9 protein-coding genes are annotated in these 13,770 nt (G+C 62.0%); 4 read left to right on the forward strand and 5 right to left on the reverse strand.

Annotated elements, in window-relative coordinates; genetic code table 11:
* Positions 1-47: 47 nt before the first annotated feature.
* The 3 genes from AC1DV9_RS00500 to AC1DV9_RS00510 form a co-directional block, all read right to left on the reverse strand.
* Entirely contained in the window at positions 48-1,118 is a 1,071-nt protein-coding gene (locus AC1DV9_RS00500) for an Ldh family oxidoreductase (protein ID WP_477944039.1), read from the reverse strand.
* A gap of 86 nt (positions 1,119-1,204) precedes the next feature.
* Positions 1,205-1,519, reverse strand: coding sequence for a hypothetical protein (locus AC1DV9_RS00505; protein ID WP_477945525.1), 315 nt, complete (start codon positions 1,517-1,519; stop codon positions 1,205-1,207).
* Between the two features lie 142 nt (positions 1,520-1,661).
* Complete coding sequence (locus tag AC1DV9_RS00510; protein WP_477945526.1) at positions 1,662-2,210, reverse strand: carboxymuconolactone decarboxylase family protein; 549 nt, start codon at positions 2,208-2,210, stop codon at positions 1,662-1,664.
* A 133-nt stretch (positions 2,211-2,343) separates the two neighbouring features.
* On the opposite strand from AC1DV9_RS00510, the gene AC1DV9_RS00515 reads away from it, so the two are divergent.
* Together AC1DV9_RS00515 and AC1DV9_RS00520 are read left to right on the forward strand one after the other, a co-directional pair.
* A complete protein-coding gene (locus tag AC1DV9_RS00515) occupies positions 2,344-2,838 on the forward strand; it encodes a cupin domain-containing protein (protein ID WP_112514855.1) in 495 nt (164 codons plus the stop codon).
* A gap of 120 nt (positions 2,839-2,958) precedes the next feature.
* Positions 2,959-6,690 carry a PAS domain-containing protein gene (locus AC1DV9_RS00520; protein ID WP_477945528.1) on the forward strand — a complete coding sequence of 1,244 codons (3,732 nt, stop codon included), beginning with the start codon at positions 2,959-2,961 and terminating at the stop codon, positions 6,688-6,690.
* A 24-nt stretch (positions 6,691-6,714) separates the two neighbouring features.
* On the opposite strand, the gene AC1DV9_RS00525 is transcribed toward AC1DV9_RS00520, so the two are convergent.
* A complete protein-coding gene (locus AC1DV9_RS00525; RefSeq protein WP_477945530.1) occupies positions 6,715-9,741 on the reverse strand; it encodes an alpha-mannosidase in 3,027 nt (1,008 codons plus the stop codon).
* A 209-nt stretch (positions 9,742-9,950) separates the two neighbouring features.
* Here AC1DV9_RS00525 and AC1DV9_RS00530 point away from each other — a divergent pair, with 209 nt between their 5' ends.
* Positions 9,951-11,084, forward strand: a complete 1,134-nt coding sequence (locus AC1DV9_RS00530; RefSeq protein ID WP_477945532.1) for an ROK family protein — start codon at positions 9,951-9,953, stop codon at positions 11,082-11,084.
* Between the two features lies 1 nt (position 11,085).
* Here AC1DV9_RS00530 and AC1DV9_RS00535 read toward each other — a convergent pair whose 3' ends face one another.
* Positions 11,086-12,132 carry a Gfo/Idh/MocA family protein gene (locus AC1DV9_RS00535; protein ID WP_477945534.1) on the reverse strand — a complete coding sequence of 349 codons (1,047 nt, stop codon included), beginning with the start codon at positions 12,130-12,132 and terminating at the stop codon, positions 11,086-11,088.
* A gap of 276 nt (positions 12,133-12,408) precedes the next feature.
* On the opposite strand from AC1DV9_RS00535, the gene AC1DV9_RS00540 reads away from it, so the two are divergent.
* Positions 12,409-13,707 carry an extracellular solute-binding protein gene (locus tag AC1DV9_RS00540; protein WP_477945536.1) on the forward strand — a complete coding sequence of 433 codons (1,299 nt, stop codon included), beginning with the start codon at positions 12,409-12,411 and terminating at the stop codon, positions 13,705-13,707.
* Positions 13,708-13,770 lie beyond the last annotated feature (63 nt).

Consider the following 13,770-nt stretch of genomic DNA (forward strand, 5'->3'; position numbering starts at 1 on the left):
ATCAGACGTACCATCGGCAAAGTTGTGCGTCAATCCGCCGCATGACGTCAAATAGGCGAGTTCACAGCATAGTCCGCGGCGAGCTTGCGGAAGGATGCGGCGGTCACCGGATCGATCGTGACGCCCTCGCGCCCCCGGCGCTCCGCCACCGCCCACTCCCGGTCGCCTGGTGCCATGACATTGAAGCCATCGCGCGCCGGCGAATTGCGCAACGTCTCGACATAGCGCGTCATGGCGGCGTCGAAAGTTTCGATGTCGAGAAACGCCGCCGGATTTAGCGCGAGGACGAAGGCGCCAAGTCCGCGTGGCGTCGAGAAATCTGGGCCTGGCATTGGTGCGATGTCGAAACTCAGCTTCATCCCCGTGAGCACGGCGCTGAGGATTTCGGAAATGCCGGCGAGCCCAGCACCCTTGAAGCCGAATTCGCCACCAAGCGGCGCCAGCATATCTGCGATATCGGGGTTTGTCGTATCGTGGCCGCGCTCGTCCGAGGCAACACCGGAGGGAAGATCGCGGCCGAGGCTGCGATAGAGCTGGACGCGATTATAGGGAACCGCGCTGGTCGCCATATCGAAAAGCCAGGGATTTTGTCCCTGAACCGGAACGGCGCAGGCGATGGGGTTGGTACCGTGAAAACGCATCGCGCCGTCGTGAAGACGGACAAAGCTATCGGAATTGCAGAAGGCAAAACCGATAAAGCCCCGGCTTGCCGCATCCATCGCATATGCACCGGCCGGGCCGAAATGCGACGAGTTACGCACCGCGACGGCGCCGATGCCGAACTCGCCCGCCAGACGGGTCGCATGCTCCATGGCCGTGTAGGTGGCCAGCGCGCCATGGGCATTGTCGGCGTCCAGCGAGGCGATGGCGCCGAAGGCGCTTGCCAATTTCAGCGCCGGATTGGGATTGAGCCGCCCTTCGGTCAGTCCTTTCACGTAGTGAGCCAGCAGCCTGACGCCGTGACTGTCGATGCCGTGGCGGGTTCCGTGCATCATCGCTCTCGTGGCGGCCTCTGCCGTCGACTGGCTGGCGCCCGAGGCCATCAGGACCCGCTCGCAAAATTCCGAGATGGCAGCAAGCGGCGCCAAGATATCAGTGGAAGCTATGTTGCCGGCCATATCGCTCGATCCGCTCCTGAACCCTGTTCAGAAGAACTAAGCGAGCTTCCGCTGCGCGTAAAGCGGCATACGGGTCATGCGAGCGGCTAGACGAGCTGCGCGCGTGCGCCCAGTCTTGCAATCATCGTTCGGAATTCGGCCGTCATTGCCAGCGCTGCAGAGGCAACGGCCGGAGACAGGTGCTCGCTGCGCCGCGCCGCCCGGCCGATCTTCAGCAGGCCTCGAAGTTCTGCACGTTCGCCGGAAAGCTGCGGAAACCGTTCGGCCAGAAGATGCGGCAACGTTTCGGCATCATCCTGAGATGGCTGCAACATATCCTGATCAAGCTGCAGTAAAGAACGGAGCTCCACCTCCAGCTCCGCGGCTGCGCGGGCGATCTGCGCGATCACATCAGACATCATCCTCAACTCCTCCTTGGAAGCAGCGACGATACCGAATCGTTGCCGCTCAACCAGGGCGGGTTATGTGCTCATTTAAGCCGCAGCGATATCCCACTTTTTGGGGATATGCGCCGGTTTCGCACAGAAGAATACCACGCGTGGTTCAACCTGACGTAACGGGACGCGCAGCACCTTCGGCAAATGCCTCAAGTTCCGGATCGAAATCGATCTCCACGACGTTGTTGAAGACCGCCGTCGCCAGCATGATGCCTGCAAAGGCGACGAGATCGACGAGCACCTTGGCGGGATAGAGCTGCTTGAGCCGCTCCCAGATCGCCGCGGGGATCGCGTTCGAGTCTGCAACGATCGCGGTGCCGAAATCGGCAAGCAGGCGTTCCCTGTCTGAAAGAACCAGCGCATCCGGATCGAAGCCGGCATTCACAAGCGCGCGGCGGAAGAAGGTGATGGCGATCTTCGAGTTGCTGGATCTCGAGATCGCGTGCGAGAAGATCCAGATTTCCCGGTCACTGACGGCAGGATTGAGCTCGGCGCGCAGGGTGAACCATTCGGCATAGATGCGGTGCGCGGCAGGCGAATGCAGCAGCGTTCTCTTCATATTGGTCATCCGGCCGCGCACCCGGACTTCCTCGTCATGGGCCTGGCGAATATCGTCGGATGCGGTGTCGTAGTCGATCTGCGGGATGTGGCTCATGGCATCATTCTCGGTTATTCCATCGCGACGGAGATAGCAGTCCGGGCTCTCAAACTCCATCACAGATCTCGGGTAAGTGCCTCTTGCGTCGCCTGCGCTATCCCGGGCACAATTGCCGAAGAGGAGATTCACGATGAGCCATGATCACGACCATTCCGGCGATCACACGCACGGCCCTATCGATTGGCGCGAGCACGGCGTGAAGGTCATTCCGGGCAATGCGCTCGATCCGAACACGGCCCAGACGCCGGGCATGAACAGGGCGACGGCGATCAACAATGCCCGCGCAGGCGCCGAGAAAATCTGGGCGGGCACCGTGACGATCCATGCGAATGCCAAGACCGGCGCCCATCACCACGGCGATCTCGAAAGCATCATCTACGTCGTCAAGGGCAAGGCCAGAATGCGATGGGGCGAAAACCTGGAATTCGTCGCCGAGGCCGGCCCCGGCGATTTCATCTTCGTCCCGCCCTACGTTCCGCACCAGGAAATCAATGCCAGCCGCGATGAGACGCTGGAATGCGTGCTCGTCCGCTCCGGCCAGGATCCGGTGGTCGTCAATCTCGATATCGAGCCGGTCGAGAAGCCGGAGGAAGTGGCTTGGGTCGATCCGATCCACAAGGCTTAAGAACCGGCGTTAACTGGTTTTGCAATCTCGATTTTCCCGGGCTCTTGCCGGTTGGCGATCGCTCTATAGTTATGGCGATATTCATGGGCAGTTTCCCGATGGAAACGCGGGTCGGACAAGATGCATCAAGCCAGCATACACGGTCATTCCTTCCTTAAGAGAGGAAGCGAGGCCGCTGAGATCATTGCAAACTTCGACTGGTCGGGAACCTCGCTTGGGCCGATCAGCGGATGGTCGCCGACGCTGAGAAGCGTTTGCAGCCTGATCCTGAACTCCCCCGTGCCGATCGTGACGCTCTGGAACGAAGACGGCGTGATGATCTACAACGACGCCTATTCCGATTTCGCCGGGCGCCGTCATCCTAATCTCTTCGGCTCGAAGGTTCGCGAGGGCTGGCCTGAAGTCGCCGACTTCAACGACCATGTGATGAAGGTCGTGCTGGCTGGCGGGACGCTTGTCTATGAAGACCAGGAGCTGATGCTCTATCGCCGTGGCACCAGCGAGCCGGAGCGGCTGTGGACGAAGCTCGATTATTCGCCGATCTGCGACGAGACCGGAAAACCGGTCGCGGTCATGGCGATCGTCGTCGAGACGACGGCCAAGGTGAAGGCGGAACGGCAGCTCAGGGCCGAAAAGGCGCGGCTGCAGAAGATGTTCGAACAGGCGCCCGGCTTCGTGGCGACGATGAGCGGGGAAGACCACCGTTTCGAAATCGCCAATGCGGCCTATCAGCAGCTTGTCGGCCACCGTAACGTCGTCGGAAAGACGATCCGCGAAGCGCTCCCTGAAGTCGAGGAGCAGGGCTTCGTCGCCCTGCTCGATCAGGTGCGCCGCACCGGCATCCCTTATATCGGCAGCGAACAGCTGGTGAAGCTGCAGCAACGGCCGGATGCCGAACTGATCGACCGCTACCTGGATTTCATCTACCAGCCGCTGACCGGCGATGACGGCGAAATCGGCGGCATTTTCGTCCAGGGCTACGATGTCACCGAGCGCAAGGAAGCCGAGGACGCTGCGCGCGAAAGTGAATCGCGCTTCAGGCTGGTCGCCGAAAATGCCCCGGTCATGCTCTGGATGAGCGACGAGGCGATGCACTGCCTTTATCTCAACGCCTCGATGCGGCAGTTCTGGGGTGTGGCGGAGCGCGATATCTCGACATTCGACTGGAACGCCACGATCCATCCCGACGATGTCCCGCCGCTGATGGACCAGGTGACAAAGGCCGTCGCCAGGCGCGAGGCCTTTGCGGTCGAGGCGCGCTATCGCAACGACGAAGGCGAGTACCGCCTCTTGCACACCGACGCCCGGCCCCGCTTCGGCGTTCGCGGCGAGTTCCTCGGCATGATCGGCGTCAACAGCGATATCACCGACGCACGGCACGAGGAGGCGCGCCGCATCGCTCTGATCGATCTCGCAGACTGCATCCGCCAAACGACCGAACCGACTGAAATTGCTTATGCCGCAGCCGAAATCCTCGGCCGGGCCATGCACGTCACCCGGGCCGGTTACGGGATCATCGATCCGGTTGCCGAAACGGTGACGATCGAGCGGGACTGGAACGTTGCCGGCAATCGGAGCATTGCAGGCACGCTGCATTTTCGCGAATACGGCACCTATATCGACGACCTCAAGCGCAACGAGACGGTGGTCTTTGCCGATGTCGACGAGGATCCGCGCACAGCTGCCACCTCCCATGCGCTGAAGGCGATCGGCGTCCATTCCGCCGTCACGGTTCCCTTGAGCGAGAATGGCCAGATTGCTGCCGTTCTCTTCCTCAACAACGCAGTGCCCCGCGAATGGCCCCAGGTCGAGCTCGATTTCATCCGTGATTTTGCCGAGCGCACCCGCACTGCCGTCGAACGCCGCCGCGCCGAAGAGGCGCTGCAGGAATTTGCCGCATCGCTGGAGAGGAAAGTCGCGGAACGCAGCGCTGAACTCGACCGCGTCTGGCGCAACGCGGGTGACATTCTCGTCGTCATGCGGCCCGATGGCGAAGTGCGGGCGATCAATCCGGCATGGTCCGAGCTGCTCGGCCACCGCCGGAAGGAAGTGGCGGGTCACCGCATGTGCGAGTTTCTGGTGACCGGCGACGCAGCGGTCTTCGACACCGCCCTGAAGCAGGCCGTTTCCGGCGGCGAATTGCAGGGCGTCGAGCTCCGGTTCAACCACAAGCAAGGCGGCCAACGCACCGTTTCCTGGCGGTTTTCTTTCGAGCAGGAGATGGTCTATGCCTATGGACGCGATGTCACGGCCGAAAAGGAACAGGCCGCGGCACTGCAGGAAGCCGAGGAACTGATCCGGCAAACGCAGAAAATGGAAGCAATCGGCCAGCTAACCGGCGGTGTTGCGCATGATTTCAACAACTTGCTGCAGGTTGTTGCCGGTAATCTCTACCTTCTCAGCAAGGATGTCGTCGGCAACGAGCGCGCGCAAAAGCGCATCGATCACGCGCTTGCCGGCGTCAATCGCGGCTCGAAACTGGCGAGCCAGCTGCTCGCTTTCGGTCGGCGCCAGCCGCTTGAGCCGAAGGTCGTCAATGTCGGGCGCTTCGTCGCCAACATGGGCGAGATGCTGCGGCGGACCATCGGCGAAGCCATCGAGATCGAGACGATCCGTGCCGGAGGATTGTGGAACACCTTCGTCGATCCGGTGCAGATCGAAAACGCCATCCTCAATCTGGCGATCAATGCCCGCGATGCGATGGATGGAGGCGGCAAGCTGACGATCGAGGTCGGCAACGCCTTTATCGACGACGACTACGCGCGCCGGCATGCCGATGTCAGTGCCGGCCAATATGTGATGCTGGCGGTCAGCGACACCGGGTCCGGCATGCCGCCCGAGGTCATCGGCAAGGTGTTCGAACCGTTCTTTTCGACCAAGCCCGTCGGCAAGGGAACCGGCCTCGGCCTTTCAATGGTCTACGGCTTCGTCAAGCAATCCGGCGGCCACGTGAAGATCTATTCGGAGATCGGACAGGGCACAACGGTACGTCTTTACCTGCCGCGCACTCTGGAAGAAGAGGATCTGCTGACCGAAGGCGACCATGGCCCGGCGACCGGCGGCCAAGAGACCATCCTTGTTGCCGAGGACGACGAGGAAGTTCGCGCCACCGTTGTCGAGATGCTTGCCGATCTCGGCTACAGCATCCTCAAGGCCAAGGACGCAGCCAGTGCCCTGACGGTCATCGAAAGCGGCATTCCGATCGATCTGCTGTTCACCGACGTCGTCATGCCCGGCCCGCTGAAAAGTGCGGAATTGGCGCGCAAGGCGAAGGAGCGCCTGCCTGATGTCGCCGTGCTGTTCACATCCGGCTACACGGAAAACTCGATCGTCCACGGCGGGCGGCTGGATGCCGGCGTCGATCTCCTGTCCAAGCCCTATAGCCGCGAGGCCCTCGCCCGCAAGATCCGCCACGTTCTGAACAATCAGCGCCAGCGCAATCTGGCGCGCGCCGCGCAGGGCGAACGGCGGAGTGCCGCAGCTGCGGCCCCGGCGGCCGCTCTGCGGATCCTCTATGTGGAGGACGACGATTTCATCCGCATGGACACCGCCGAGATGCTGCAGCAATCCGGGCACCGCGTCAGCGAGGCAGGCAGCGCAGAAGAGGCGCTGGCGAAGCTGTCACCCGACAGTTTCGACCTGCTGCTGACCGATGTCGGCCTGCCCGGCCTCTCGGGCGCCGAGCTGGCGAAGAAGGCGCGCGCCCTCGATCCCAAGCTCCCCGTGATCTTTGCGACAGGCAATACGTCTGTCGCAGGCTTCGAGGCCGATCAAAGCGCGTTTGTTCTTCTCAAGCCCTATAGCCAAGCCGATCTCGCCGCCGCAGTCTTAAGGCAGACGCGCCCGCGTTAGCGGGCGCTATCCTGCCGATCGGCATCAGCCCTTCTGCAGTTTCCAGGTCCGGATTTCGAAGGGCATGATATCGGCGGGACCTTTCCGCTCCAGCGGCTCCTCGAGGATGTTCAGAGCGCCGGAGGCCTTCCATCCGGAGGGTAGCGACAGCGAAAGCGTGCCGCGGCGCCCGGCCGGCTCGTAGAGGCGCAGCACCAGCCCCTCGCCCTCCTCTGCAGGCTTCAGGCCCGAGAAGGCCACCGGCGTGCCGGCAATGCGGACAGGTGACAGCGTTCCGGTTGCCAGTCCGCTTGCCTCGACCGTCATCAGCGGCTGGTTGAGATCGAGCGCCTCGTCGAGAACGCCGCCCTCATGCCAGGCGCCTTCGTGCGGCATCAGCGCATAGGTGAATTTCTGAGCGCCTTCGTCGGCAAGCGGATCAGGATAGACGGGCGCGCGCACGATGCTCATGCCGATGACATTGCCACGGGCGCTATGGCCGTATTTGGCATTGTTGAGCAGCGCCACGCCGAAGCCCGGCTCGCTGATATCGACGAAGCGGTGGGCGGCCGCTTCGAACATTGCCTGTTCCCAGGAGGTGTTCGTATGGGTCGCGCGCTCGACCACGCCATAAGCGCATTCGAACGTCGCCTGCCGGGCGCTGACGGCGACCGGGTTCAGGGTGCGCAGCATCGTGCGGCGGTCGTGCCAATCGATCTCGGTCTCGATATCGAGGCGCTTGGCATTGGCCGTCAGCACATAGGTGTTGGTGACGCGCGAATTTCTGTAGCGGTGGACGACGCGGATCGCCGCCCGAGACGGACCGCTCTCGACCAGCTCGATGCTGTCAGGCGTATCGAGGCGTATCGCCTTGGCGGTATAGTCGGCATCGACATCCCAGGCATCCCAGTTGCGCGGCTTGTCGGCCGGATAGACCCAGAGCTGGTTGGCTGAGCTATCGACCGCCTCACGGTCGCTTGCCTTGTGAATCAGGCTCGTCACCGAACCATCCGTGCCGATTGTCACGGAGAGATGCTCGTTCTCCAGCGCCTGCCTGGCTGCCTTCAGGCCGCCAGCCGGCTTCAGAGCGCTACGATCGAAAACCGCGACGGAAAGCGGCGCGACGATATCGGCAGACGAGATGGCCGTTCCGTCAGGCAGCGTGGCGTTCAGCGGCCGGGCTGCAAGCGACGGATTGACCACCACAAGCGCAGATGATGCCGCGCCCCTTGGCAGGACAGAGGCGAGCGCGGTCAGGCCTGACGCCTGCTCCTGGCGGGCGTTGCCGATCACGCCGTCGAGCTCGTGTTCGGCATCGGCATAGACCTCGCGGATACTTGACCCCGGCAGGATGTCGTGGAACTCATTCTTCAACACCACGCGCCAGTCGCTTTCGAGGCTCCGCGGCTTTTCCGCACCCAGCATGTGAGCGAGCGAGGCAATGGTTTCGGCGGTGATCAGAGCGCGCTCGGCCTGACGATGCTTGCGCTTGACCCCGCTCTGCGTCGTCAGTGTGGCGCGATGCAGTTCAAGATAGATTTCCCCATCCCAGACCGGCAGCTGCTTTTCCGCCGCGGTCTTGTGCGCCTGTTCGTAGTAGCCTTTCACCGTGCCCCAGCGGGCCTGCGGGATCGCCGGGAAATCGCGCAGCTGCACCTCGCGCTCGACCATTTCAGGCGTCACCCCGCCACCGCCATCGCCGTAACCGACGGCCAGAAGCGAGGTCTCGTGCTGGGTCTTGCCGCGGAAATTCTTCCAGGTCGGCACGAAGCAATCCGGCTGCACGAAGCCGTTATAGCCGTGCATCGGATTGTCGAACGTGTGGGTCAGCACCTGGCTGCCATCGAGACCCTTCCACCAGAACAGATCGGAGGGAATATGGTTGGTCTCGCTCCAGTTGACCTTGATGGTGAAGAAGCTGTCGATGCCGCCAAGCTTGAGGATCTGCGGCAAGGCGCCTGAAAAGCCGAAGCAATCCGGCAGCCAGCAGACGCTGTGGCGGATGCCGAAAGTCTTTTCGAAATAGCGCTGACCATAGAGAACCTGGCGGACCAGGCTTTCGCCTGTCGGCATATTGGTATCGGGCTCGACCCACATGCCGCCGACCGTTTCCCATTTGCCCTCGGCGACCTTCGCCTTGATCCTCTCCAGAAGCGCCGGATCATCCTCTTCCATCTGCGCATAATAATGGGCGGTGGACTGGTTGAAGCGGAAATCGCCGGAGCGCTCCATCAGCGACAGTGCGGTATTGAAGGTCCGGCGCATCTTCCGGCGCGTTTCGTTATACGGCCACAGCCAGGCGAGATCGATATGGGCGTGGCCGGTCAAAAGCAGTTCTCCATTCGGCGGGAAGCGCTTCCGCAGTTCCTTCAGTCTGATCGTCAGCGTATCGAAAGCTGCCTGCGCCGTGGCGCTCTGCTGGTCGTCGAGCCCGGCCGGATGATCCTGCAGCTCCGGCAATTCCCAGATCTTCTGCTGCATGAACGCACCCGACGTGCGGGACACATAGGCTGCCGTATCCGACGGCCAGTCGAGACTGCCGAGCGCCTGTTCTGCCGCCTCTATCATATGCGCGACAGCTTCATGCCCGTCGAGCACATCGACAGCTTCGGTGATCTGCCGCAGCAGCAGATGCAGCCGGTGAACCGGCTCGTCCAGCCAGATCAGCCGCGCCTTGTTCAGCCGCGGCGCACGGTTGGGCTCGCCGAAGGGGAAACGCGCCACACTCTCCGTCGAAATGGAAAACTCGCGACCTCTGACAGGAAACTCCTGATGATAGGGATCGAGCCCGAACGTCTCAGCCTCCTCACCGCCGTAGTTCAGCGTGACCAGACTTTCGCCACCGAGATCGAGCTGCAGGCGGATCTTGTCCAGCGGCCAGTCGGCCGGCGCTTTTGCCGAAGCGGAAAAATGCACCGTGCCCTTGCGATGCGGCCAATCCTGGTGATGGGCGATCGGCTCGCCGTCGAAGGTCCAGCCGTCGATTTCCACGCTCTGCCTGTCGCGCCAATGGGCGAGTTCGGCGGTGCGTGCTTTCAGGCTGTCGAGACGCTGGGCAATGGTGAGAGACATAGCGTGTCCTATCGAATGATGTCGAATGCTCGGGCGGGGAGAGTGGAATGGCGCGGACGAGCCGCCAGCGGCGCGGCTCCGTCTCCTCCAACAGATCGCGCGGCCTTCTTAGATTAAGTAACTTTGTTTTCACGTCAAGCATGCAAGAAATCAGTTGCGAGAGTTTCGGGCGTGATACACAAGCAAGACAGTGCTCAAGAAAGACGGTCATGCGGTATCTTCGATCAGGGCCGCGGCGTCAGACCCAGGAACCGGGCGTTGCGCGCGGCAAAACGGTTGGTTTGCGATCCGGAGAAATCGCCGACCGGAATATCCGCGTCATCCTGGAGGCGATCCGCCGACATGGGCCGCTAACGCGGATGGAGCTTGGCCAGCACTCCGGACTGACCGGCCCGGGGATCACCAACATCCTTCGCCGCCTCGGCGAGGAGGGCCTCGTGACCTCGAACCGGCGCAATGGCGCGGGCGGCGGGGCGGCCGCTGCCGAATTCGCATTGCGCCCCGGAGGCGCCTTCTCGATCGGCATCAGGATCCGTGAACGCCGCTGCGAAGCGGTGCTGATCGATCTCAGCGGCCAGGTGCATGACCGCGCCTATTTCCAGCCTGATCCGGCTGCCATGGTGACGTCCGTCCATAGCGCCATCAAGGAAATGATGGACCGCCACGCGGCTTTGCCGATCATCGGTGCAGGCATCGGCTCGAATATCTGGACGGACGAGCAAAACGAGCAGCTTGCCGCGCTTTCCGGCCTTCCGAAACCCGAAGTCGAAAACGAATGCACCGCCAGCCTGCTCGCCGAGCGCACGATCGGCAGCCCGGCAACGGTGGGCGGCCTCGCGATGATCATTCTCGATGAGGACGTCCAGGCCGGCTTCCTCGTCCGCGGCGCGCCCTATTCCGGCGTTCATGGCAGGGCGGGCGGCATTGGCGAAATGCTGACCGGTCCCGACAATGTCAGGCTGAACAGCGTGGCCGGGTTCGGAGCACTGCGCGCGGCTGTCGGCGGCGAGACCTTTGCACGCGTTCTCGAAGATGGTGAGGCCTCGCCACCCGAACTCGCTCAGTGGATTCGCGATGCCGCAAGCCATCTGCTCGACCCGATCATCGCGATCGCCGGCTTCGTCGCGCCAAGCGTCATCATGATCGGCAGCGATCTCCCGCGCGCTACCATCGAGGCGCTGATCCACCAATTGTCGGTGGAGCGCCGCGATACCTCGAAGCGCCCGTTTCTAACGCCGTGGATCTCGCCGATGAAACCGGCCAGCTTCAGCGGCGGCGGCATTGCGCTCGGAGCGGCATTGCTGCCGTTCCTCAACACCCTGCTGCCGCCGGTTTCGGCCTGATCTATGCCAGCGCCTCGTCCGTATGGCTGAGATCGGAAGCGAGCGCCTTGTCCAGAACCTTCTGGATACTGGCCGCTCGCCGGAACGACGGCTCCTGCGTCTTCCCGGCACGCACCGCCTGCACGAAGCGCTGGTAGTTGGTCTCGACGGGATCGAAACCGATATCGCGCCAGGTCGCGGTGTGCACGTCCTCGCCAAGGCAGGCGCGCAGCGTCGATTTTCCGGTGTCATAGACCATCTCGATCGAGCCGGTCTCACCATAGACCCGCAGACGAAGCTGATCCATCTGCCCCGCCGCGGTTCGCGTCGCCTGGATGGTGCCGATCGCCCCTGAGGTGAAATCGACATTCATCGTGAAGCTGTCATTGGCGTCGAGATCATACTCGCCGATCTTGTCACCCGGCGCCTTGCTGAAGGTCTTCAGCCTGGCGAAGACATGGGCGACGTCGAGCCCCGAACCGTAAGAGGCGAAATCGACGATGTGGATGCCGATATCGCCGAGCGCGCCGTTCGAGCCGTGCTTCTTGCTAAGCCGCCACAGCCATTTGCTCTCGCTCTTCCAGTCGCCCCAGTGGCGGCCGACCAGCCAGCTCTGCAGATGCGAGGCCTCGACATGCCTGACAGCGCCGATCTCGCCAGCCAGCACCATCTGCCTTCCCTTCTGGAGGGCCGGCGAATTGCGGTAGGTGAAATTCACCATACCGACCTTGCCCGATTTCTCGATCGCTTCGGTCATTTCCATCGCCTTGGTGGCGTCCGTTGCCAGCGGTTTTTCGCAGAACACATGCTTGCCGGCTGCGATCGCCTGCAGCGTCGTCGGATGATGGATCCGGTCAGGGGTGACATTGGCGACAGCATCGAATTCGCCCCAGGCCAGCGCCTCCTCAAGCGTGCTGAACTGCTTGGCGATGCCGTGTTCGGCGCAGAAAGCCGCCAGCCGCTCGGGAACGACATCGACGCCGCCGACAACGCTGACCCCTTCGATCTCCTTGAACCGCGCAGCGTGCTGGTTCGCCATTCCGCCAGTGCCGAGAATGAGTAATCGCATCGTATCCTCCATAGATTTCAGGTTCGGCCACCGCAGCGGCAGCCGGGCAAAACACATCCTTTGCGTGTTGCGATGCCGCAAGACGCCCGCTTGATCTCATGGAAATAGCGGTTTTAACCCGCCTAGCTTGTGTTGAATGTCGCCAGCATCTCATTCCTCCCAAGTGCGGCTTGACATCAAATCAAAGTAACTTAATCTAATTAATGCAGCATGGAATTGAGGAGAGGTCAACTGACCACCAGGCTGTATCCGTTGAAAATGGGGAGGAGACCCATCATGAAGAGAGCGTTCGTCGGCGCATTGGCGCTGAGCACAATGTTATTTTCAGTGCCTGCCGCATTTGCCGAAGAACTGGCGACGAAGGACAGGATCGGCCTTGCCGATGCACCGAAGTCCCTCGTCGTTCGCCTGACAAACGACAGTCCCAACAATGCCGACGCAAAGATCGCCGAAGGCTACCAGAAGCTCTTCGTCGATTTCATCAAGAAGCATCCCGACTGGAAGCTGCAGATGCAGTTCATGTCGGCCGATATCGGCACCGAACAGGCCAAGATGCTCGAGCAGGCCAAGGCCGGAAACGCGCCGGATTGCGCCGCGGTCGATTCCTTCGTGCTCTCGCAATTCATGGTCAACCATGTGCTGGCCGACTTCACGCCATACTTCTCGAAGGAAGAAGTGGACGACCTCTTCCCCTTCATCCGCGAGGGCATCACCGACAAGGACAAGAGCGTCCGCGCCTGGTGGTGGGATACCGACTTGCGCGTGCTCTATCGCAACAAGTCGATCGTCGCCGACGCGCCCCAGACATGGGACGACCTGAAGAAGGCCGGGATCGCATCGGTTGGCGAAGGAATGGAAGGCATCCTCTTCAACGCCGGCCGTTATGAGGGCTCGACCTTCGACTGGCTCGCCAACTACTGGGCACTCGGCGGCAAGCTGGTCGACGATTCAGGCAAGCCGATCTTCGGCGAAGGTGAAAACAAGGAGAAGTTCCTCAAGGCGCTCAACTATTACAAGGACCTCGTCGATTCAGGTGCCGCACCGAAGCGCGTGACGACGATCGGTAACTATGACGACCTGAACGCCGCGGCTGCGGCCGGAACCACCGCCCTCTTCATCGGCGGCAACTGGCAATACGCGCAGCTGAAGGCCACGCTCGACAACGACGAGTTCAAGAACTGGACCTTCTCGCCGATCCCCGGCCCGACCGCCGACCAGCGCTCGACCGGCACCGGTGGCTGGACGATCGCCTCCTTCGCCAAGGACAAGGACAAGGTCGAGATGTGCGCCAACCTTGCCCGCGAGGTCTATATGGGGCCGGCAAACGCTCTGCAGCAGCAGCTTCCTACGCGCAAGTCGCTGTTCACGAAGTATGACGTCTTCTCGACCGAAGCCAACAAGACCTTCGCCGACGCCCTGGTGAACGGTCAGGCGCGGCCGGGTGCACCGATCTATCCTGAGATCTCCAACCAGATCCAGATCATGATGGGTGACGTCCTCTCCGGCACCAAGAAGCCGGAAGAAGCACTGGACGGCGCGTTCAATGCGACGATGGAGGCTTACAAGCGTCTCTAGAGATTGTGATCGTGGCGGCGCCCGAAAATGGGCGCCGCCGGCATTCCCAAACCCGGACAGAGA

This window comes from Rhizobium sp. 01L410, from assembly GCF_056400165.1.

Excerpts from the sequence above, each read along its gene's own strand:
- AC1DV9_RS00530 (WP_477945532.1), top strand. The coding sequence starts at position 9,951 with ATGCGGTATCTTCGATCAGGGCCGCGGCGTCAGACCCAGGAACCGGGC.
- AC1DV9_RS00525 (WP_477945530.1), bottom strand. The coding sequence starts at position 9,741 with ATGTCTCTCACCATTGCCCAGCGTCTCGACAGCCTGAAAGCACGCACC.
- AC1DV9_RS00500 (WP_477944039.1), bottom strand. The coding sequence starts at position 1,118 with ATGGCCGGCAACATAGCTTCCACTGATATCTTGGCGCCGCTTGCTGCC.
- AC1DV9_RS00510 (WP_477945526.1), bottom strand. The coding sequence starts at position 2,210 with ATGAGCCACATCCCGCAGATCGACTACGACACCGCATCCGACGATATT.
- AC1DV9_RS00535 (WP_477945534.1), bottom strand. The coding sequence starts at position 12,132 with ATGCGATTACTCATTCTCGGCACTGGCGGAATGGCGAACCAGCACGCT.
- AC1DV9_RS00520 (WP_477945528.1), top strand. The coding sequence starts at position 2,959 with ATGCATCAAGCCAGCATACACGGTCATTCCTTCCTTAAGAGAGGAAGC.
- AC1DV9_RS00515 (WP_112514855.1), top strand. The coding sequence starts at position 2,344 with ATGAGCCATGATCACGACCATTCCGGCGATCACACGCACGGCCCTATC.
- AC1DV9_RS00540 (WP_477945536.1), top strand. The coding sequence starts at position 12,409 with ATGAAGAGAGCGTTCGTCGGCGCATTGGCGCTGAGCACAATGTTATTT.
- AC1DV9_RS00505 (WP_477945525.1), bottom strand. The coding sequence starts at position 1,519 with ATGATGTCTGATGTGATCGCGCAGATCGCCCGCGCAGCCGCGGAGCTG.